The 20,848-nt window shown below is 46.8% G+C and carries 19 protein-coding genes and 1 pseudogene; 5 read left to right on the top strand and 15 right to left on the bottom strand.

The genetic code is table 11. The features are described from left to right. Positions 1-117: 117 nt before the first annotated feature. Positions 118-264: a hypothetical protein gene (locus NNL21_RS02450; RefSeq protein WP_204815859.1), complete on the bottom strand. Its 147-nt coding sequence runs from the start codon at positions 262-264 to the stop codon at positions 118-120. An 83-nt stretch (positions 265-347) separates the two neighbouring features. Beyond that, positions 348-959 carry a serine/threonine protein kinase gene (locus NNL21_RS02455; protein WP_204815860.1) on the bottom strand — a complete coding sequence of 204 codons (612 nt, stop codon included), beginning with the start codon at positions 957-959 and terminating at the stop codon, positions 348-350. A gap of 328 nt (positions 960-1,287) precedes the next feature. Here NNL21_RS02455 and NNL21_RS36730 point away from each other — a divergent pair, with 328 nt between their 5' ends. Beyond that, complete coding sequence (locus NNL21_RS36730) at positions 1,288-1,668, top strand: LysR family transcriptional regulator substrate-binding protein (RefSeq protein WP_373567532.1); 381 nt, start codon at positions 1,288-1,290, stop codon at positions 1,666-1,668. A gap of 187 nt (positions 1,669-1,855) precedes the next feature. Here the strand turns inward: NNL21_RS36730 and NNL21_RS02460 are convergent, their stop codons facing one another. The 6 genes and pseudogenes from NNL21_RS02460 to NNL21_RS02485 form a co-directional block, all read right to left on the bottom strand. After that, positions 1,856-2,425, bottom strand: a complete 570-nt coding sequence (locus NNL21_RS02460; protein WP_204815862.1) for an SF0329 family protein — start codon at positions 2,423-2,425, stop codon at positions 1,856-1,858. A 548-nt stretch (positions 2,426-2,973) separates the two neighbouring features. After that, complete coding sequence (locus tag NNL21_RS02465) at positions 2,974-4,140, bottom strand: DUF4317 domain-containing protein (RefSeq protein ID WP_204815863.1); 1,167 nt, start codon at positions 4,138-4,140, stop codon at positions 2,974-2,976. A gap of 229 nt (positions 4,141-4,369) precedes the next feature. Next, a pseudogene (locus NNL21_RS02470) lies at positions 4,370-4,893 on the bottom strand (VOC family protein). A 28-nt stretch (positions 4,894-4,921) separates the two neighbouring features. Continuing rightward, complete coding sequence (locus NNL21_RS02475) at positions 4,922-5,548, bottom strand: type 1 glutamine amidotransferase family protein (protein ID WP_204815864.1); 627 nt, start codon at positions 5,546-5,548, stop codon at positions 4,922-4,924. A gap of 113 nt (positions 5,549-5,661) precedes the next feature. Continuing rightward, entirely contained in the window at positions 5,662-6,624 is a 963-nt protein-coding gene (locus NNL21_RS02480) for a helix-turn-helix transcriptional regulator (RefSeq protein WP_204815865.1), read from the bottom strand. A gap of 205 nt (positions 6,625-6,829) precedes the next feature. Then, on the bottom strand, positions 6,830-7,147 hold the full coding sequence (locus NNL21_RS02485) for a hypothetical protein (protein WP_204815866.1): 318 nt from the start codon (positions 7,145-7,147) through the stop codon (positions 6,830-6,832). A gap of 423 nt (positions 7,148-7,570) precedes the next feature. Here NNL21_RS02485 and NNL21_RS02490 point away from each other — a divergent pair, with 423 nt between their 5' ends. Then, entirely contained in the window at positions 7,571-8,929 is a 1,359-nt protein-coding gene (locus NNL21_RS02490) for an MFS transporter (protein ID WP_204815867.1), read from the top strand. A 546-nt stretch (positions 8,930-9,475) separates the two neighbouring features. On the opposite strand, the gene mnmH is transcribed toward NNL21_RS02490, so the two are convergent. The 5 genes from mnmH to gap all read right to left on the bottom strand — a co-directional run bounded on the left by mnmH (position 9,476) and on the right by gap (position 15,187). Beyond that, positions 9,476-10,510: a tRNA 2-selenouridine(34) synthase MnmH gene (gene mnmH / locus NNL21_RS02495; protein WP_204815868.1), complete on the bottom strand. Its 1,035-nt coding sequence runs from the start codon at positions 10,508-10,510 to the stop codon at positions 9,476-9,478. 26 nt (positions 10,511-10,536) lie between these two features. Further along, positions 10,537-11,589: a selenide, water dikinase SelD gene (gene selD, locus NNL21_RS02500; protein ID WP_204815869.1), complete on the bottom strand. Its 1,053-nt coding sequence runs from the start codon at positions 11,587-11,589 to the stop codon at positions 10,537-10,539. A 135-nt stretch (positions 11,590-11,724) separates the two neighbouring features. Then, positions 11,725-12,801 carry a hypothetical protein gene (locus tag NNL21_RS02505; RefSeq protein ID WP_204815870.1) on the bottom strand — a complete coding sequence of 359 codons (1,077 nt, stop codon included), beginning with the start codon at positions 12,799-12,801 and terminating at the stop codon, positions 11,725-11,727. 100 nt (positions 12,802-12,901) lie between these two features. After that, positions 12,902-13,960, bottom strand: a complete 1,059-nt coding sequence (gene aroC, locus NNL21_RS02510; RefSeq protein WP_204815871.1) for a chorismate synthase — start codon at positions 13,958-13,960, stop codon at positions 12,902-12,904. 198 nt (positions 13,961-14,158) lie between these two features. Beyond that, positions 14,159-15,187 carry a type I glyceraldehyde-3-phosphate dehydrogenase gene (gap, locus tag NNL21_RS02515; protein WP_204815872.1) on the bottom strand — a complete coding sequence of 343 codons (1,029 nt, stop codon included), beginning with the start codon at positions 15,185-15,187 and terminating at the stop codon, positions 14,159-14,161. Positions 15,188-15,509: 322 nt separating this feature from the next. Here gap and NNL21_RS02520 point away from each other — a divergent pair, with 322 nt between their 5' ends. Beyond that, the gene (locus NNL21_RS02520; protein ID WP_204815873.1) at positions 15,510-16,136 is read left to right on the top strand and encodes a DedA family protein; all 627 of its coding nucleotides are present in this window, start codon (positions 15,510-15,512) and stop codon (positions 16,134-16,136) included. Positions 16,137-16,239: 103 nt separating this feature from the next. Here NNL21_RS02520 and NNL21_RS02525 read toward each other — a convergent pair whose 3' ends face one another. Continuing rightward, positions 16,240-16,539 carry a hypothetical protein gene (locus tag NNL21_RS02525; protein WP_204815874.1) on the bottom strand — a complete coding sequence of 100 codons (300 nt, stop codon included), beginning with the start codon at positions 16,537-16,539 and terminating at the stop codon, positions 16,240-16,242. 124 nt (positions 16,540-16,663) lie between these two features. Here NNL21_RS02525 and NNL21_RS02530 point away from each other — a divergent pair, with 124 nt between their 5' ends. Further along, complete coding sequence (locus NNL21_RS02530; RefSeq protein WP_373567515.1) at positions 16,664-17,767, top strand: PRK06851 family protein; 1,104 nt, start codon at positions 16,664-16,666, stop codon at positions 17,765-17,767. Positions 17,768-17,848: 81 nt separating this feature from the next. Here NNL21_RS02530 and NNL21_RS02535 read toward each other — a convergent pair whose 3' ends face one another. After that, positions 17,849-18,280, bottom strand: coding sequence for a CBS domain-containing protein (locus NNL21_RS02535; RefSeq protein WP_204815876.1), 432 nt, complete (start codon positions 18,278-18,280; stop codon positions 17,849-17,851). Between the two features lie 130 nt (positions 18,281-18,410). Here NNL21_RS02535 and NNL21_RS02540 point away from each other — a divergent pair, with 130 nt between their 5' ends. Then, positions 18,411-20,084 (top strand): ribonuclease J, encoded by a 1,674-nt coding sequence (locus NNL21_RS02540; RefSeq protein ID WP_204815877.1) that lies wholly within the window; start codon positions 18,411-18,413, stop codon positions 20,082-20,084. Positions 20,085-20,848: the final 764 nt, after the last annotated feature.

A 20,848-nucleotide genomic window follows, 5' to 3' on the forward strand; every position in this document is an offset into this window, starting at 1 on the left:
TGCTCTGACACAGAGAACGGGAAAAAACCGCCAGTGTGCCCTGACGGTCCATTAAAGCTTCCACCTTCCATGAATCCACGATTGTTGTTATTGCTGAAATTTCCATCAAAAACTCATTCACATCACTTCTGTAATAAAGTACTCATTCTCATGGGTCCATGCTTCTATATATTCATCAATAGATTGGTAGCGATCTTCTTTATTGGGATTGATGGCTTTCAATGCAATCCTATACCGCTCTTCATCCGCTCTCCATTGTTCCAACGAACGGTCACGTCCTCCGCCAAACAACTGGAATGCGGCAGCCCCCATAAGAAACACATTGGATCTTTCATCGATTTCTGCACCTAATTGAAATTCTTCAGTGACATATACCGGCTTGACCCCCACATCCGGCCTAGCGTATTCATGACCGGTTTTTTGCTGTAAAATTCGATATCGCAAATCATAGTCTGGCATGAACTGAATTGATACATGATGCAACCATCATAAAAATCTATTGCGATGTATTCACGCTCGTTAACATGTTGATGGAAGTTAAGGATATCCTGATACATATCCATCTTTTCTTCTAACTGCAAGTTTACAAATTTATCGAAAGAATCATATTGTCTGCCCATACATTCGCCTTCAAACCACTCAAAGACGGTTAGATACCCCTGATTGATCTCTTTGTGTTCGATGATTTCAATGAGCTTGGGATGACGTAAATCTTTGTAAATAGAAACGGTCGATTTCAGTCGTTCTATTGCTGTTTCTTTAGTGATACTGCTCCTTAACGTTGCCGCGCCCGCCATCTTTAAGAACAGCTTATTATTTTCATTCTGAACTCCAAAACATAAATAGCCAGAATCCTGCTTATCGAACACAGTAAATACTTTTCCATATTGGGATAGAAAAGAAAAATCAAAATCCTCTTTCAGCTCAAATGACACGCCATCGATGTTTTTTTCGACCATCTCAACCCTCCGCCATTTGCTCTAAATGATTGTTGTATTAAAAGTGGAACCAATTCAATCTATAACGATGTGATTGAATTAAACCTGCCTTCTCCGCTGTTTTTTGCGAAGCGATATTGCTCTCCATACAATCCCACCACGCAGCCATATTGTTGAACGTGCCCCAGTGTAAAAACTTTAGCCGGTTTTAAAAAGGATTTCCCAAGTATCCAATTCGACCTTGCTATGAACAGCTCCAAAGCCATTTTGGAAGACATCCATTTAAATAAAATCGATCTTGGCTTGGTATTTGTTAATACGGACACATTAAGAACGAATGATACCAGATATGTATTCGAGCCATTTTTCAAGAGAGAAAATTTTCGTTTGCGTAGGCAAAAATAATCCACTCGCATCGAAAAAAAACGTCATACCGGAAGATTTACTCCCTTACTCTTTCGTTCTATATAGTGATGAGACGCATCACGTTTTCGATAAACTCGTTGAGCAGGTCGGATCTTTACATGTATTGTTTACAACGAATAATACGGATGCGATGGTTAATGCGGTGGTTGAAGGGCTAGCGATTACGATAGGGTATCGATTTCCTAATCTTAACCATAGTTATGTAACAAGCGGGGAAATCGTGTTTCTGGACTTAAACCAGTTTGGGCAACCCTCGATTTCACTCGGTTGGATTAGGACCGAGGATAGATGGAACGGCTACTAGGCACTCTTCAAACAAAGGATCTCCCCATAAGACGATCGTTCTGTCCAACTTCAACGCCAGAGAGAAACCACGTCCTGCAGCAATAGCCGTCACCTCGCTCAGCCCCTGCGGGACACTGGGTTTCATTTTACAGATACTGTATTCGTTTTCCAGGGCTCTCGATTGGAGGTGAATGAGTTATTTATTTTCATAATGTACTAAGCCGTAGTTTATAGAAATACTGCACAATTGGATGCTTTAACTTCATCTTCTCGGTCATGTTTAAAATCCGCTTTTTTCCAACTCGTCTGTCCACCAAAGCTAGAATATTCAATAAGATATCATTGCTTTCAAGGCTTTCCTCTATAGAAATGGATAAAAACTTATTAGCTACAACGATAAAATTTGATTTACTTAATGAGGACTGTGCTGACAGAAGTTCCTTTGCATATTCTGATATTTTTCTACTTCTCGCAATTACTTTTAGACGATCCTCCGGAACGACCCCCTTGGTATCTTTTCTGACCGCTTCAATTTCTTCATTGTTGATAGGTATTTGGATATCTGAATCATTCTTAATTTCCAGCTCCGTCTGATACCATCTGATTAAGGTAGTTATATCACTCATATTGAATACGTTCTTTTTATCTACCGCAATATAACAAAGTCCTGCTTTATCAGGTAAATAACGGTAGCTGGTTGCACGATATTCGACCCTTCCATATAACGCAGGACAGAGAAAACTCTCCAGTTGCTGCTTCAATTTACTCCAGGACATGTTTCCTCCTATGTTCATATTATTAATACCTATTGAGGCAGTCGTTCTATTATCCATAATACAATAACCAACGTATCGATCATACTAAATACAAGTATTTGCATTTCTCAATTTTCTTCTGGGGGATATGGACACTTAACTATAACTTAAAGACTGATACTATAGGGATTTATTTTCAGATGCTTATGGAAGTAGTGATATTGACAGTGACAGACTGAATTATTTTACAAGACTGATTAAAGTCACCAAATTAACAGTCTTTGTTCAACAAAAAAGAGGGGTTCGCCGCCCCTCTTTACTATTTTCGCCACTACATCTCCGATTTAATTGTTCTGCCACACTAACAGTGAACAGCACTCCACATGTGTCGAGTAGACAGTGTGAACAAACTTTATACGATGAGCACCATCCCGGTGACTTATCCTCTAGCAAGACGATCTCCTCTCCTCGCTGTTGTCTTATTTTAATATTTTCTTTCCCTCAAGAACACATTATGCGCCGACCTATTCAAAGGCTGCAACCGCATTAACCAACGCTGTCAACTGAGTCTATAACGTCTCTGTATTGAGCGTAAATCCTTCGATTACGGCATCTTCGTCGATCTCAATCAGGATGCATCGTTTCCCTTGATAATTCACCTGTCTCACATACTTTAAATCCTGCGGGCTGACCGAAATCGAGGCTACCTTTGTATCGATCTTAATCGATTTTGAAGTGAATTTCGGCATAACGCTGCTTGCCTTCATTTCATAGTTCCTATCGTCGACGATCGTTTGAAACGCGCGTTCCACTTTTTCCGTCGTCACGTTCTCTATGCCGCTTACTGTCAGCACACGTTCCACATCTTTATAATCCAACTTTGGGGGTTCTTCCTCATCTTCGTTGGTTTCGATTACCTGGTGGATCTCCTCGTACACCTGTGCGAGAGTGGCTACGTCGAGTTGTTCGCCCACCACTTCCTTCACGATGTCTTCGAAAATAGCCCTCTCTTCCATTGCCGTCATGGATCTTTCGGCATTTAAGACCTGTTCGATGAAATGCGGATCTGGATAATTCGATTTTGCCGTACAATACAGAATGCGGTTCACATCGGAATAGTTATCCGTCACGCTAGGATAAAAGAACCCGTGCTCCGGCGAACTTAACTTGATAATCGGATCTACAATGACATTGTACTTAAATTCCCTCTCCACATAATCGAACAAGAGGGTTTTCTTTTGCTTCTCCGTGGAATTCACGCTGCATAGAATGAACGGATGCGCGAACAGTTCGTCCTTCCCGCTCTCTTCGGCTTCTTCATTTCTGCCCTTGGTCGGCCGGAAATACTGTCCACGAACGAACGTGACTACTGTATCCTGTTCATACTTGGCATCCACCAACATTTTATCCACCAACAGCAGCATCAGGTCCTTCCATTCTTCAGGATCGCCTGTCGCCAAACCTTGGTGAAGCAGCACTCGCGTTGGATCCTCTGCTTCCTCCTGAAACTTCAATTCGAACAACTTCTGATCCAATTCTCCGGTCAGCAGTTTTTTGAAATTCCCCATATACAGCTCCTGCTTCTCTCTATCCACCAGAGCAAACGCCTGGCGCTCCCAATGATAGACCTCGTTGCTTTCCTTCATAATATACAGGTTGAGAATGTCGTTAATAATCATCATATCGTGATCCAGCTTAAATTGCTTGCGTATATGCGCGACTTCTTTCTTTATCATGATTCGCTAGACAACTCCTAAGAAGTAAATTGGTTTTATCAGTATAAACGATATAACAGCCCTTCACTAGAAGGGCTGTTAATGTTACTTCTCTTCAGTTCCGTTCCAAACCAACACCGCCACACACTCAACATGCCTTGTGGCGGTGATAATGATGCCGTATGAAGCTGGTAGCCCCTTGGCGACATGGTATATTTTCGAAAGATTGCTTTTTCAACAGTAATTGCATTTATTCTCTACTAAAGCTTTTGGCCCATTCAGCAACCCTCCGACTACTTTCTTCTTCTGACAAATCCTCAATCCTAGTCATAATAGACCATCTTACTCCAAAAGGATCCAATATACTTCCGAATCGATCACCTGAAACAAAGCTTGCAACCGGTTCCCTTACTTTTGCTCCTCTTGCTACCGCATTTTCAAATACCTGGTCAACATTAATTACGTAAATTCCTAAAGAATAACACGCATTGGCTTCATCTGGCGGCATGGCCAATTTATAAGTCGGATTCGCTGCTCCCAGCTGTAAAAAACCATTTCCAATATCTAATTCCGCATGAACAATTATTTTTTCCCATTTCCATCAGGATACTCAGTAATATCCTTAACCCTTGCATTGAAAACAGTTTTATAGAACTCTATTGCTTCAGAAGGATTCTTCACTGTTATAAATGGGGTAATAGATGTAAAGCCGTTGGGTGTTCCATTCTTTGTATATTTACCTGACACTCCCATATCTTTTATGCTTTCAGTCATTTTTACTCCTCCTTAAATGCTGATACCTTCATTGTATTGAATTCATCAACTCATAGTAATATTTAGAATCACTAGTCTTATTAAGGCTATACCAGGCGTCTAATGCTTTTGGAGAAAACACATCCAAAGCTTTCAAGATGTGTACAGAAAATTCCAACGGAGCTATTCCAGATGCTGTGATCAGTTTTCCATCAGTTACAGCAGACTCCATTTTGTAATACTTTTCTCCTGTATAAGTGGGACAGATCATTTTAAGGTATTCTAGATCATTGCTTGTATGCCCACGTGAATTCAGCAATCCTGTTTGGGCAAGTCCCATTGTAGCACCACAAATCGCTGCAACCCATATACCTTCCCTTAAACACCTCTCAGCGATTTTTAAGAGGGGGTGGTGAATGGTTTCTGTCCATGTATCTCCACCGGGTAAAATCAATAGATCTGATCTTTCAATGCTGCACTCATCCAATTTGATGTCAGGCAGTATTTTCAATCCGCCCATTGTAGTTACTGGAGTCTTATCAATTCCCACGGTAACTATTTTTGATGGGGCCAGCCCCTTTTTATAATATCTTCCCGAGTGCAGTTCGGCATTTAAGTAACCTATTTCCCAGTCTGCCATTGTGTCAAACACATAAAGATATACCGTATTATTCATTTGCAAGTTCTCCTTATTTTACAATTCATCAAGTGATACCAACCATCCATCGGTAATCAATGATTATCATCATTATAAAATGACTTCACTGACATCCGCTGTCAGTGAAGCTATTAAAGTTGATAATATTCCATTAACTCCGACACAACACCAACAAGTTTTTCCTTCAAACTCTGTGGTTCGATTACTTGAATGGATTTCCCGTAGGATAAGAGAAAATAAGGAACATAGGTATGAATTGATTTTTCCTCAAGTAAAAAGATTGCTTGATTTGATGTACGCTCTTTCAGATGATGCCCCAAAAACCAATGCAGGCATAAGTCATCCAACGCCTCTGACCTACCTTCGATAATTAAAGAAATTAACCCGTCCTTGCCGACTAAATCAGGTAATAGATTTCGCATAAAAAATTCCCGGGCCGAAAAAGCTTCGGAACGCTTAAATATGATTTGAGTACGCTTGATTTGTAAAATCCGTTCTACCCGAAAGCTGCGGATCTCATTCCTCAGGTGGCAAAATGCAACAATATACCATTTATTGTTCCAGTAAACCATTCCATAGGGATCTATCACCCTAGTCTTGGGTTGATCATCACGGCGTGTGCGATAATCAATTTCTACAGAGAATTCGTTTGCTACAGCTTGCTCCAATTCCGCCAATACTGGCTGAATAGAAGGGTCTCCCATACGGTTTATAACTTCAAATCCGGCTAAATGACGGATGAGAACACTTTCCTGTTCCTGATTCGAATACATTTTCAATTTGGATGTCGCATTACCTAATGCCTCACTCAAAGGGTATCCGGCTTCTTTTGCAAAAACAGCAGCATGAAGAAGTGCTTTTTTTTCTTCAATATCAAATAGCAGAGGTGCTCTGATAAAATTATTCAGCAAGCTATACCCGCCATTATGACCAGTGTCGGATATTATAGGCACTCCACTGGCACCTAGCGCATCAATATACCGATAGACTGTCCTTATATTTATTTCTAACTTTTCGGATATTTGTTTTGCGGTCATTTTAACGCCCGAATTCAGCATCCATAGGATTGCCAACATATTATCGTTTTTTGGCATAACTTGAACCCTCACCTTTTATTAAACCTCAATATTAATAAATATCTTTTTTATCTTATCAAAGATCGCACTAAATTATTAGCTTTGCGAATCGCCTGCATCCCTTTATTCATCAATCTTTCAGCCTTTCAATCCTCACGCAGCATTCAACGTGACTCGTCTGCCTATCTTTCAACTTCCTTGAGCGGTACTGTCACATCTCTTTTCATACCATCAATATTATACACTCCACATGTGTGGAGTGCGTGAAATTGACGTAAAGACAGTGGCACATTACGCCCCCGACGACAACGGACTCCCAACGGAGCTTGAACGCCACCTCAACCCGGTCATGGTATACACGGATACCGCCGATGATCGTGCGAAGCATCATCTTCCTTTTAGCAATGCTTGCTGCCTCGAGTACATCCCGCCATTTCGGGATGTACTGCTGGGGCGTCTCCATTTCAGCACGTTCAACCTTCTTAGCCGCAAACTCCTGTTCCAGCTTATCACGCTTCGTTTTGATTCCTGCAATTTCCATGTTCCTTCTTCTTGATCAGACCGTTAAACAAATCCCGGTCGAAGGAGCTTTCTCCCCTCATTACCATAAGCCCTTCCTTTGCAGGAAATACTTGATCTTTCTCTGGCTCGTTCTTGCTTCAACCATTGAAATGAATTGAGTACATCAGACGCTGTCTTGATCCATTCTGGTAAAGGCTGTCGCTCCAAAATAAAATCCCCTCCCAAGGTAAAAGTACGGATTTGACGGATGATTCCAATCAAGAACGCTTTCGCAATTTCGTCGGATTTATGATACGATTGGTTCGGTTTATTTCCTTATTTTTTCGAATCTGGGAGGCTATCATGCGGCAAAACAATTTGGCAAGGGTACAACATTTAGGGGAAGGCGCATCATTGACCCTATAAACTGCGATTCCCCTTTCATATAAGGGGTACTATTCGAGTGAAACACCACAATGAAGCTCAGGCGTCACGTTTCATCCTGTGGCTCTGCGTTTTGACGTTTTTCAGCGTAATGAACGAAACTATGTTTAACGTTTCACTTCCAGACATTTCTATTTATTTCCACATTACTCCGTCAGCGGCCAATTGGATCAGCACCTGTTTTTCTCTATCATTCGCCATTGGCGTCGCAGTGTACGGCAAAATATCGGAACATACAGGCCTAAGAAAGCTGCTGTTATTCGGTATACTGACCTACGGCTTCGGTTCGGTCCTCGGTCTGTTGAGTCATGCCTGGTATCCGGGCGTGCTGGCAGCGCGCTTTTTTCAGGGCATTGGAGCTTCAGCCGTTCCGTCGCTAATTATGGTGATGATCGTCAAGATTGTCGAACCGGGAAAACAGGGCAAGGCTTTCGGCCTGATTGGCACAGTTGTGGCATTTGGCGAGGGGCTCGGTCCGGTCATCGGAGGCGCGGTTTCCGGCTATATGCATTGGTCGCTGTTATTTGCGTTGCCATTGCTGTCGTTGCTGGCTCTGCCGTTCGTACTCCGAACGCTGCCTGACGAGACTACTCCGGGAAAAGCATTCGATATAACCGGAGCGGTACTGTTGTCTGCGGGTATCTTGTCATTTGCGCTGTTTACGACGCTGTACCATTGGGTTTATCTGACTGCAAGTCTGGTGCTGGTCGCGCTTCTGGTCCTTCATCTCCGCCGGCACCGGGAGCCGTTCCTGGAACCGTTTCTGTTTCGGAAGAAAAGGTATCTTTCCGGTGTGTTCCTGGGTGCATTGCTTATCGGCACGGTTGCCGGTTTTATTTCCATGGTGCCTTATTTGATGAGAGCGGTTTACGATATGCCGACCGGCCTGATCGGAAGCGCTATTCTGTTCCCCGGCACGTTGAGCGTCATCTTGTTCGGGATGCTTGGCGGGATGCTGGCCGACCGCCGGGGCCATACCGCCGCGATGTTGTCCGGATTAAGTATGGTTATTGCAGGTTTTCTGATCATTCTGCTTTATACGGACCGGGTGCCTTGGTTGATTGCTGGATCTATGATTTTGACTTTTGGCGGCCTGTCGTTTATAAAAACCGTCGTTTCCGCAAGTGTCGCAAATACACTAGAATCGGATGAAGCCGGTTCCGGTATGGGAATGCTCAACTTCGCCTGCTTCTTCGCTGAAGGAATTGGCATTGCCGCTGTAGGCGGACTGCTGACGAAGCCCTGGATAGACTTTCCCCTTGTCGGAACCGTAAAAAGACAATCAGCCGCGCTTTACAGCAATATGATGCTGATTTTTATAGCTCTTGTGACGGCTGGCGGCATCCTCTTCGTCATACTGCATAAGCGAAAACGTTAAAAAGTTTATTGATTCTACCGTAAGAGGGAAATCAATATCCACTCTCGGCTCATCCGCTTGATCGGGACTTAAGCAAATTAATTTACTGTTTTCGCCATTCCGCGATTAGATCGCCGCGGATCGAACGTAAGCTCTGAATTTCTTCGATGATTTCCTTACGCAGCTCCTGGGTCGTACTCTCGCTTGGCTGCTATGCTCAAGAGTGAGCTTGCAATGCTTTCGGGCGCTGAATAGGAGCATCTGCGTCTGGGTATCGTCCAGTTCGATGTCGACCAGTGAACTGCGGTACGATTCGCGTGTATCATTACAGATATGAGCAACAGTGTCATGTCATATGAAAACCTCCCAAGCACGTTAACTTGCTTGGGAGGTTTTCCGCAATCTCTCATGGAGCTTCAAGTTTTTCAATTCTTTCTTTGAGCCATACCGTCACATCTCGACTATCCCTTGTGACCCATCAATATTAAGCACTCCACATGAGTGGAGTGCATGACCTAAATCTCAACAAAAAAACCGCGCAATGCGCGGCTCTCACTCCATCCTCTATCAATTCAACTTCGGCAGCTGTTTTATAATATCCTTCAACGCTTGGTCCAGATTCGATGCACGAACCGTGATCCGTCCACTTGCATACTGGTCCATCGCGAATTGATAACGCGGATCATAGTAATGTTCTAGCAGCAATCGAGCTGCATCGTCGTAACGCTCGCTCTCCAGCGATTGGCGGATTTCAGCCGCGACTGGCGTGTGGATCCGTTTCTCGATGCGTGCAAAGGATTGGAGATAATCCTCTTTATGCGCCTTCGGATCATAGTCGGTAATCAGGTTCGCTACCCTGGCCTCGAATGGGACTTCAACAAACAGCGCTGTCCCTTTTTCCTTGGCTTGCATGAGAAAATCTGGTACAACAGCTTTCCCCACCCGCTTGCTCTCACCCTCCAAGATCAGGTAAGGCGCGTTCTCATATCGAATCAGCGCTTGAACGAGCAGCGACTCGAATGATTTCTGATTATGGGGCCGAAGTCCGATATGCCCGAAGATCGATCCCCGATGCTGTGCCATCGCTTCGAGATTAATAACCGGATACCCCAGCTGCTCCAGCCGGTTTAACAGCTCCGTCTTGCCCGTACCCGTATAACCGTTGATCACGTAACAGGGCGGCAGCTCCGTGTAGCTCTCCAGCATCTGAACGACCCATTTGCGATAGGCACGAAAACCTCCATTCAGCTTGTACATGCGCAGCCCCATCAAGGAAGCAAGGGTCGCCGATGTTTTGCTTCGCATACCGCCGCGCCAACAAAAGACGACCTTGCGCGAATGCTCGGTATCGCCGATGGAGCGTATAAATTCAGGCAGCTTGCGCGAGACGATTTCCAACCCTCGATCCTTGGCCGCATCCACACTTTCCTGCTTGTACAGCGTACCGACCTCCGCCCGCTCCGCGTCGTCGAAGAGCGGGATATTCACGCTGCCGGGTATCGTAGAATCCGCATATTCAGACGGAGAGCGCACATCAATCAATTCGACTTCACCTTTACGTTGAAGTTCAAGCAGCTCTGCTACGGTGAGATCTTGAAACATAGTGTTGACAGCTCCTTTAGATTAACCTACGCCGTTACCGTAATATGTCCCGCTTGCCCGGACGTCACTTCGCCGATCAGATGCGCATCGACGCCTGCACCGCGCAGCTGATCCAGCAGCGTATCGGCCTGCGCCGAATCGACCGAGATGAGAAGTCCGCCTGAGGTGACCGCATCACACAGAATCCATTGATCGATCTGATCCAGCTCCTCTGCGAAAGTAACCGAGCCCTCCAGATGGGCATAATTGTTCTTCGTCCCTCCGGGCACGAAGCCGGCTTCTGCTAATTCACGCACGCGAGGCAGCACGGGAACGAGCGATCGGGATATGCGGATGCCGGCGGAGCTGCCCTTCGCCATCTCCGAAGCATGGCCCAGCAGGCCAAACCCCGTCACATCGGTGCAAGCATGAACGTCATAAGGCTCCATAGTCTCAGCAGCCGCTTTGTTAAGCGTCGTCATGACCTTGGTCACCCTCGCAATCTCTTCATCATCCAGCTTGTTGTTCTTAATGGAGGTCGTCAGAATCCCGACGCCGATCGGCTTGGTCAAGATGAGCTTGTCTCCTGGCTTCGCTCCTGCGTTCGTCCTTACTTTATCCGGATGGACAAGACCCGTTACAGCAAGGCCGAATTTGGGCTCTTTATCGTCGATGGAATGCCCGCCGACTAGCGTGGCTCCCGCTTCCTTCACTTTATCGGCCGCGCCGCGCAGGATGTCGGTCAAGACCTGCTTGTCCAGCGTATGGATCGGGAATGCAACGATGTTCAATACCGTAAGCGGTTTTCCGCCCATCGCATAGATATCGCTGATCGCATTGGCCGCAGCCACTTGGCCGAAATCGTAGGGGTCATTGACGATCGGGGTGAAAAAATCGACCGTCTGCACAATGGCCATTTCATCATTTAATTTATATACGCCTGCATCATCGCTTGTGTCGAGTCCGACTAATAGATTCGGATTAGGCTCTGCTGCAGGAAGATTACGGAGCACCTGAGACAGATCGGCCGGCCCGATTTTGCAGCCGCAGCCCCCTTTACTTGATAGGCTGGTCAGCTTGATCTTGTCGCCTTGAGACATACACGTCAATCCCTTCTCCAATAGAATTATTCCGCTCTCAAAATAATACGTTTGCCATATGGATTCAATTATTCAGATTACCATAGTTACGGCCAAAAACAAAGAAATGATGCCCGGGTTCAGGCATCATCAGATTTATTGCGATTGCGATCTATCTTCAGCAGACTTCTCGGTCGAACGCCGATTTCTTCGCCTCACACGCGTGTACCCGAACATCAGCATGGCGCCTGCCATCACGTCGGTGATCCCCACGAAGATCCCGTTAAACGGATAACCGCCCATCTTCGTGATGTAATATACGATAAAGATGAATATTCCTGCGGCACTAACGAGATAGATACTGTTTCTTCTTAGCAGCAGCGCCGCTCCTGCCGCAAGTATCGCCCCTACTGCCGACGTGCCTAATACAAGAAGATTATGATCCTTCTCCATATTCGTCGGGAAGAGGATCCGGCTCGATTCCGCATAGGAGAAGTACCACTCCCCTTCAGGCAGATCATTGAAGTCCGCCTTGTATGTGACCGAGTCCACCTTCACCAACGGTAGGTTCGAGTGCAGCGTATTGCCTAAATCCGGAAGCCGAATTTCAAGCTCGACAAACGGCTTTCCTTCCCAGAACTTCGCAGGCGACAGATAGTACAGGTGAGAGTAAATCGTGTTTATGACGCCTCGATCATACATTCCACCACGATCGGTATAGCGGATCACAATCGACTTCGTCTCGTTTGGTTCGAAGGTCAAGGAGAACTGGGTTCCAACCGCTTCTTGACCATAGCTGCTCCCCCGCATTGGGAGCTGCTTGCCGCTGATCGGCTCGATTACATTATCCTTCATCCCGGGTGCCCAATTGACCAGTCGTGGATCAGCCGCCTCCGCCGAAGGTAACCGCTTCGATCCTTCTGTTACCATCAGATTCCCCTGTGCGGGTGTTAGAAAAATAATATCCACTGTCGTCCTGACTTCGTCTTGGTTGTGAAGCTCGTACGCAACCGACACATTCGCTTCCGTCTCGTAAGGATTGGTTCGTTGACCTATATCGAAGATGACCTTCTCGCGGACTAAGCTGATTGCAGACTGTTCGTCCAGCTGCAGCAGCCCGTAGCCGCCGGCAGCATTGACTAACGGTCCTCCGTTCGCACTCGCCATAATCGGCTGCAGCATCAAGAGGGTGATGAAGGTCGCCGCCATCGACCGGATCCATACCAAAGACATCGGAATGCACCTTCGTTTCTACATAAAGTCACTTGGTACATTTTACCTCTAAATCAGCTTATAGTGAACCTCCCTAACCAAGAATGTACTCATTGCCAGTTTAACGATCATGCATCGCCGCCTGGCGCTTCAATTGATCCTCCAGGACGATGCAGGCCATCGCCTCGACGACGGGGATAATCCGCGGGCAGATGCAGGGATCATGTCTGCCTTCGGTTACGATGGTTTGTTCCTTCCCTGCGATGTTCATCGTTTGTTGAGGAACCGTGATTGAGGAGGTCGGTTTCACGGCGACTCTGAACACAATCTCTTCGCCATTGCTTATGCCGCCCACAATACCACCAGCGTTATTAGTCAGGAAGCCGGTTGAATTCATCTGATCATTGTGCTCGCTGCCCAGCATGTCCGCGGCGGCAAAGCCCGCCCCAAACTCGATGCCTTTAATCGCTCCGATCGAGAGCATCGCCTTAGCCAGCTCGGCATCCAGCTTATCGAATACAGGTTCGCCAATCCCCGGACGCACCCCTCGAATTCGGCATTCCACGATACCTCCACAGCTGTCGCCGACGGATGATAAATATTCGATTTTCTCGACCATGCGCGCAGCCGCATCCAGATCGCAGGCTCGAACTGGATTCTGCTCAATAACCTGTTCGTCGAAGGTTACGCAGCGAATGCCGCCTATTTGCTTCGTATAGGCTACGACGCTCACACCTCGATGCTCGAGCAGCTTGCGTGCAACAGCCCCGGCCGCCACTCTGCCTGCCGTCTCTCTACCGGATGCTCTCCCGCTGCCGCGGTGATCCCGAATGCCGTATTTCATCAAGTAGGTGTAGTCGGCATGTCCCGGACGAAAGGAATGCTGAATATCGTTATAAGCTTCAGGCTTCATATCGGTATTATGCAGCATAATGAATAATGGCGTTCCTGTCGTCTTTCCTTCGAAGACGCCTGACATAATGTTGATCCTATCATATTCTTTTCTTGGCGATGTCACGGAGGATTGCCCCGGCTTTCTTCGGTCCATCTGAATTTGAATGTAAGGCTCATCGATTTCTACACCGGGGGTAACGCCATCTACAATAACACCGACGGCCGCGCCGTGTGACTCGCCGAATGTGGTGATTTTAAAGTTTTCTCCGAACGTATTTCCAGCCATAATTGATTTCCTCCTCGTTGCCCTCAACCCTGAACGTATTAGTTCCATTATAAATTCCGGTTTGGAATAAATGAAATCGAAATACAATGGTCTTATCATAGATGGATTCTATGACAAAAAACCGCGTAAACACACGGTCTCGGTCAAATTAGATTCACTCCAGTATTAGGATATCCACAAGATCAATGCAGAGTACGTTTAGGCTGGCTGGGGTGTCTTTGCTTTCTCCAGCATCAGCTGGGCCAATTCCACGACACGGCTGGCATATGCCCATTCATTGTCATACCAGGCCAGCACTTTGATCTGATTATTCATGACCATCACCGAGGGACCATCTATTACGGCCGATTTGGGGCAGCCAATGTAGTCGGACGATACCAGAGGCTCGTTCGTGTATCCCACATAGGGGGATAATTTAGCCGATTCAGCCGCCGCCTGTAGAACGGCTTTCACTTGCTCCATAGAGCTCGCGCGAGATACTTGAACCGTCAAATCGACCAAAGACACATCCTGCGTGGGTACGCGCAGTGAGATGCCTTGAATATGGGGAGCCAGGTTCGGCAGCACGTCAACGAGCGCCTTCCCCACCCCGGTCGACGTAGGCACGATGGATGACGTGCATGAGCGTGCCCGGCGTAAATCTTTATGCGGATTATCCAGATGATTCTGATCGGACGTAAAGGAATGGATCGTCGACATCCAGCCCGTCTGAACCCCGAACGCTTGATCGAGAATATAAAGCAGCGGCGACAAACAATTCGTGGTACATGAAGCTGCCGATACCAGCTTATGTTTATTCGGATCGAATAAGTGATCGTTAACCCCCATCACAACAGTCAGGTCCATTTGTTTGCCTGGTGCGGTTATGAGAATACGTGAAGCGCCGGCTTCCAGATGCTTGCCGGCTCCTTCCCGATGATTAAATTTACCTGTCGCATCAATAGCAAGCTCTACGCCATGCCGGCTCCAAGGAATGATCGACGGATCGCGTTCGGAGACAATTTGAATTGGATTTCCATTAATGATGAGCCGGTCGTCGTTAACGGTGATATTGGCGTCCCATCTTCCGTGAACCGTATCATACTTCAAAAGATGAGCAATTGTTTCCACGGGATAACTGCAATTAATCGCTCTCAAATCAACCAACTGCTGTTTCTCTGCGAATATTTTTCTGACCAGCAGCCTACCGATTCTACCCATACCGCTTATACCTACGCCAATTCTCACCAAAATTCCTCCCCAGTTCAATATACAGTGTGTATGATTAGATATAGTATACACTATATGTTTATATTATGACCACTAATAAAGCGTAATTGTTTTGGAAAACGGGTTATATGCACGATATTCGCATTAAATAGGTTGCACTAAATTAAATATGTTGTATTTTATGTCTAATATGACATCCTTTTACCAATCCCCCCTTCATCCGCCAAGTCGCGACCAAGGTCTAGTATAAAACCTAAACCCCGGTCAGTTTTGGATAATCCTGATCTCCTCTACACTTAAGAACATATTGATAGTCCGGTTTGCCGTGAGGAGAGAGTACATGGAATGGATTAGCACCCTGTTTGAACAGTATGGATATTTTGTTCTTTTTGCCGGCTTGTTTGCCGAATCGCTTGCCCTCCCGTTTCCCGGAGAGCTGGCTATGGCCATATCTGGTCACATGAGTACGATCGGAAGCTTTCATATTCCGGCGATCATCATGATCTCCTATTTCGGGGCAATTCTCGGTACGGTTGTCACTTACTATCTCGGCTCCAAGCTGGGCACAACCTTATTCGAACGAAACGGTAAATTTCTATTCATGAACAAGGAACGCCTCGATAAAATAACCCGATGGTTCGATAAGTATGGCAATAAGCTCATTCTTGTCAGTTACTTCATCCCCGGCCTGAGGCACTTTACAGGCTACACAGCAGGTATTCTTCAAATCCGTTTCCGCACCTTTCTGCTTTATAACTGTTTGGGCGGATTCGTATGGGTATTGACTTATGTCATGATTGGCAATTTCTTCGGTCTTCATATCGAGCAGCTGCTGCATACCTTCTCGCAGTATTCGATCGCCGCATTTATTCTCTTGGCCGTCATCTTGATGATCATTGTTCTGCTAAGACGCCATAAAGAAGCAGTTGTTCAATGGATCCTGAAGCGCAGACGCCGCCATAGGTAGTCCATATTCGATAGAGCATCGTACACACATAAAAGCGGCCTCGCCTGGACATCAGTCCGCAGCGAGGCCGCTTTTCGTATGGTATGTAGTCCATTCTGCTGAACTAGTTGTTCTCGCTTCGTTTCTTGCGGCGTGACAGGGAAATGCCTCCAAACCCGCTTATGACGGCGATATAAAATCCCAAATCATACCACCAACCCGTATTATGGATTTCATAAATTCGAATCGTGCCTTTAAATAGGCCGATAATTAAGGAGATGGGCGCTACCCATCCATGCCAGATCCCCCAGAACAACCCGGCCGGATTCTCCGACGTATTCGTTCCGTCACCAGGAACACAGCCGGTTAATGATATACACATGAGAACGAGTCCGATTATAACCAACCACGATTTTCTGTTCATACGCGATTCACCTCCGATCCTATAATAAAGTATATTCTACAACCAACCGGATGCACCCTTCCGCCAAGTCTTCCATACAATGGACTAAAACACCATGACATTAGCCTAGAAAGGTGTGACGGCTGTGAAGACGGGAAACATATTAAACTTTTATGCAGGCGGCAATACAGCTCAAGGCTTTACAAACCTGTTCGATTCGTCATTGCAGGGTTTGGATCGGATCTACATTCTTAAGGGCGGTCCCGGTACAGGGAAGTCAAGCCTAATACGGACAATCGGCAATGAATTGGTTAAAGGCGGTTATGATATATGGTTTATTCACTGCGCCTCGGATAATGACTCCCTCGACGGATTAATTGCTCCAGAGCTGAAGATCGGTATCGTGGATGGGACGGCTCCGCATGTCATCGAGCCCCGGCTTCCGGGAGCCGTCGAGCAATATGTGAACCTGGGTGCAGCCTGGGATGCGGATCAGCTGAGCGACCGCAGACTGGAGATTGAAAGCTTGAATGCCGGTATGAAGGAGGCCTACGAGCGCGCCTATGCCGGATTCGCAGAGACGCTTCGTATACATGATGATTGGGAAAAAATCTATATCGCGAACATGAACTATAAGGCTGCCGATGAGCTCACGTTAGAATATTCGCAACTCCTATTTGGCGTTAAGAAGCAGGATAAGAAAAGCCGGGTCGACCACCGGTTTCTGGGAGCGGCCACGCCTAGAGGTGCTGTCGATTTTGTACCGAATCTGACAGAGGGGCTCGCCAAACGTTACTTTATTAAGGGCAGAGCCGGTTCCGGTAAGTCCACTTTATTGAAGAAGCTTGCCGCCACGGCCATAGAGCGCGGCTTCGATGTCGAAATCTATCACTGCGGCTTCGACCCCAACAGCCTGGATATGATCATTATGAGAGAGCTGGGTATCGCCATGTTTGACAGCACAGCCCCGCATGAATATTTTCCAGACCGTGACACGGATGAGCTTGTAGATATGTATGAGCGCTGCATCAAGCCCGGAACAGATGAGCTTCACGCAGACGCTCTGAAGGCCGTTAAGGACCGCTATGCCGCCAGTATGAAACAATCCATCGCATACCTCGCAGAGGCGAAGTCCTACCATGATCAACTGGAGGAAATCTACGTGCAGGCTATGGATTTCAGCATTGTGGATCAAATTACGAAGAGCATTCGTCAGGAGATTGCCAGCTTGGTCATCATTAGCGATTAAACTGGCGGGAAGTTGTCCGACAAAGGAAGAAGGGCTGTCCATGGTCATCTTTCGATGACTTCTGGGACAGCCCCCTGCGGTTCAATGATACGATTGTGTCGAATGCTCCGAAATTTCACTTAGAGCTTCTCCGGCTTCATTCACGAAGATTTCACGTACAGCCAGATCACCCAATGAAATAACCCCCAATAATTGGCCATTCTCCACAACGGGAAGACGGCGAATCTGCTCTGAAGCCATGATATTAGCTGCTTCGTCAATGGACATATCGGGTTTTATTGTGCGTACATCGCTCGTTAACACATCATTCACAGATGCAGAGCCCGGCTGATTGTGTGCATACCCCCGGATCACCAGGTCACGATCCGTAATAACGCCAATCAAAGAACGGTTGTCCACGACTGGAACGAAACCAATGTCATGGTCTTTCATTAAGACAGCTGCATCATGGATGGAGCTCTGACTGTTGACTGTCACACAATCCGGTGACATAATATCAGTAATTTTTCTCATGGTAGCCTCCTTTGTGAACTGTATGTAGAATATCCATACGCGAATAATCTATACATGAACGAATCGTTATAATATTGATCATTCCAGCAGATAATACCTTTCAATATGCTACATATTGGAGGGCAGCACTATGATCACGAAAGAGTCGTTACTGTCGGTTGTTGCTTTAGGCGGCGTCAATGAAATCGGGAAAAACATGTATGTGATTCAATATGGGGATGACATTATTGTCATTGACTGCGGCTCCAAGTTTCCGGACGAAAGCCTGCTCGGGATCGATTTAATTATCCCGGATATTACCTATTTGTTAGAGAATCAGAGCAAGGTCAAAGGCATTATAGTCACTCATGGCCATGAGGACCACATAGGCGGCATTCCATATATATTGAAACAATTGAATATGCCTGTGTATGGTACCCGGCTGACGCTAGGTTTAATTGAAGGGAAACTCAAGGAGCATGGTCTTCTTGCCAGTTCCAATCTGATCATCATCGATTCCGAATCCCAATTTTCGTTGGGTGCGATTGGCCTGCGTTTTTTTAGAACCAATCACAGTATCCCCGATTGCCTGGGAATTGCATTCACGACACCGGAAGGCACGGTTGTACATACAGGCGACTTTAAATTCGACTTAACTCCGGTTAACGAGCAATACCCGGATTTGCACCGGATGGCCGAGATTGGCAGGAATGGCGTCCTGGCTCTTCTGTCGGAAAGCACTAATGCGGAACGTCCCGGCTTCACCCCTTCTGAACGGCTTGTCGGCGAGCATATTGAAGAAGCCTTCTTTCAAGCGCATCAGAAAATCTTCATCTCCACCTTCGCTTCCAATGTGCATCGCCTTCAACAGGTGATCGATGCGGCTGAGAGAACCAACCGAAAAGTCGCTTTGCTGGGCAGAAGCATGCTCAATGTGGTGTCTATTGCAAGTGAACTTGGCTATTTGAAAATTCCGGATACGATGCTGGTTGAGGCAAGCGAAGTGAATAAATATGCCCCCGAGAAGATTGTTATTCTGTGCACAGGAAGCCAAGGGGAGCCGATGGCTGCCCTATCCCGCCTGGCTAGCTCCAGCCACCGGCAGGTTAAGGTGCTGCCTGGCGATACGGTTATCATTGCCGCTACGGCTATCCCGGGGAATGAACGAAATGTAGCGCGTGTCGTGGACAATTTATATCAGCTAAAGGCGAAGGTCATCTATGGATCAGGGACCGTAACAGGAATGCATGTATCCGGACACGCCAGCCAAGATGAGCTGAAGCTCATGCTTTCCTTGATGAAGCCCAAGTATTTTATTCCGATCCACGGCGAATTTCGCATGCTCCATCAGCATCGTTTGTTGGCGGAAGCCGTAGGCGTTGCGAAGGATAACACCTTTATTGTGAATAACGGGGATGTTGTCGATTTTTTGCATCATAAAGCCTATCAATCCCGTAAGATCCCAAGCGGCAATACGTTTGTCGACGGGCTGGGAATCGGCGATGTCGGGAACATCGTACTGCGTGACCGCAAGCTGTTGTCTGAGGATGGCATTCTGATCGTGATCATCACGCTCAGCAAAATGGACGGTACGATTCTATCGGGACCCGATGTGATCTCACGCGGGTTTGTATATGTTCGCGAATCGGAGGGCTTGCTGGATGAAGTGAGCCGAATCGCCGTGAAAGCCATCGAACAGCAACAGGAAACCGACGTGCATCAATGGGGCGCCTATAAACAAACGATTAAGGATTCGATCGGACGATTCTTGTATTCCCATACGAAGAGAAGACCGATGATTCTCCCCATCCTCATTGAGGTCTGACTTACAGCCGGTCACCGCCGCTTGGTACTTCTGCTTGTCCCGTCTATCCGTTTCTCTAGTGCGCTGACTGCTGGTGTGCAGGACTTCGATGCTGTTAGTGTAACGGTACTTTACGGAGTTACAGGGTACTGAAGTTGCCCGCCTCTCCGCTGTAAGTCTTAGTTATGGGCGTTACAGAGTGCCGAGGTGGACCACCTCTCCGCTGTAAGTCCAGTTATGGGCGTTACAGCTGCTGTTTCTGGTACTGGACCGAGTTTCTGGACCTGTAACGGTACTTTGTGGCGTTACAGAGGTGCCGAAGCGGCCCGCCCCTCGCTGTAAGTCCAGTTATGGGCGTTACAGCTGCTGTTTTCTGGGGCTGGACCGAGCTTCTGGACCTGTAACGGTACTTTTCGGCGTTACAGAGCGCCGAAGCGGCTCACCTCTCCGCTGTAAGTCCAGTTATGGGCGTTACAGCTGCTGTTTTCTGGGGCTGGACCGAGTTTCTGGACCTGTAACGGTACTTTTCGGCGTTACAGCCCCCTCCGCTGTAAGTCCAATTATGGGCGTTACAGCTGCTGTTTTCTGGTTCTGGACCGAGCTTCTCATCCTGTAACGGTACTTTGTGGCGTTACAGGGTACCGAAGCGGCCTCCCCCTACTCTGTTAGACCAGTTATGGGCGTTACAGCAACGGCTGGCTGTTACTATGCGGACTGACTGGATGCAGAGGTTCACATTAGACGGCTAATCCACTCAGCACTACATCTTATTCGACACAGCAAAG

This window comes from Paenibacillus mendelii (assembly GCF_024498075.1).
GTDB lineage: Bacteria > Bacillota > Bacilli > Paenibacillales > Paenibacillaceae > Paenibacillus_Z > Paenibacillus_Z mendelii.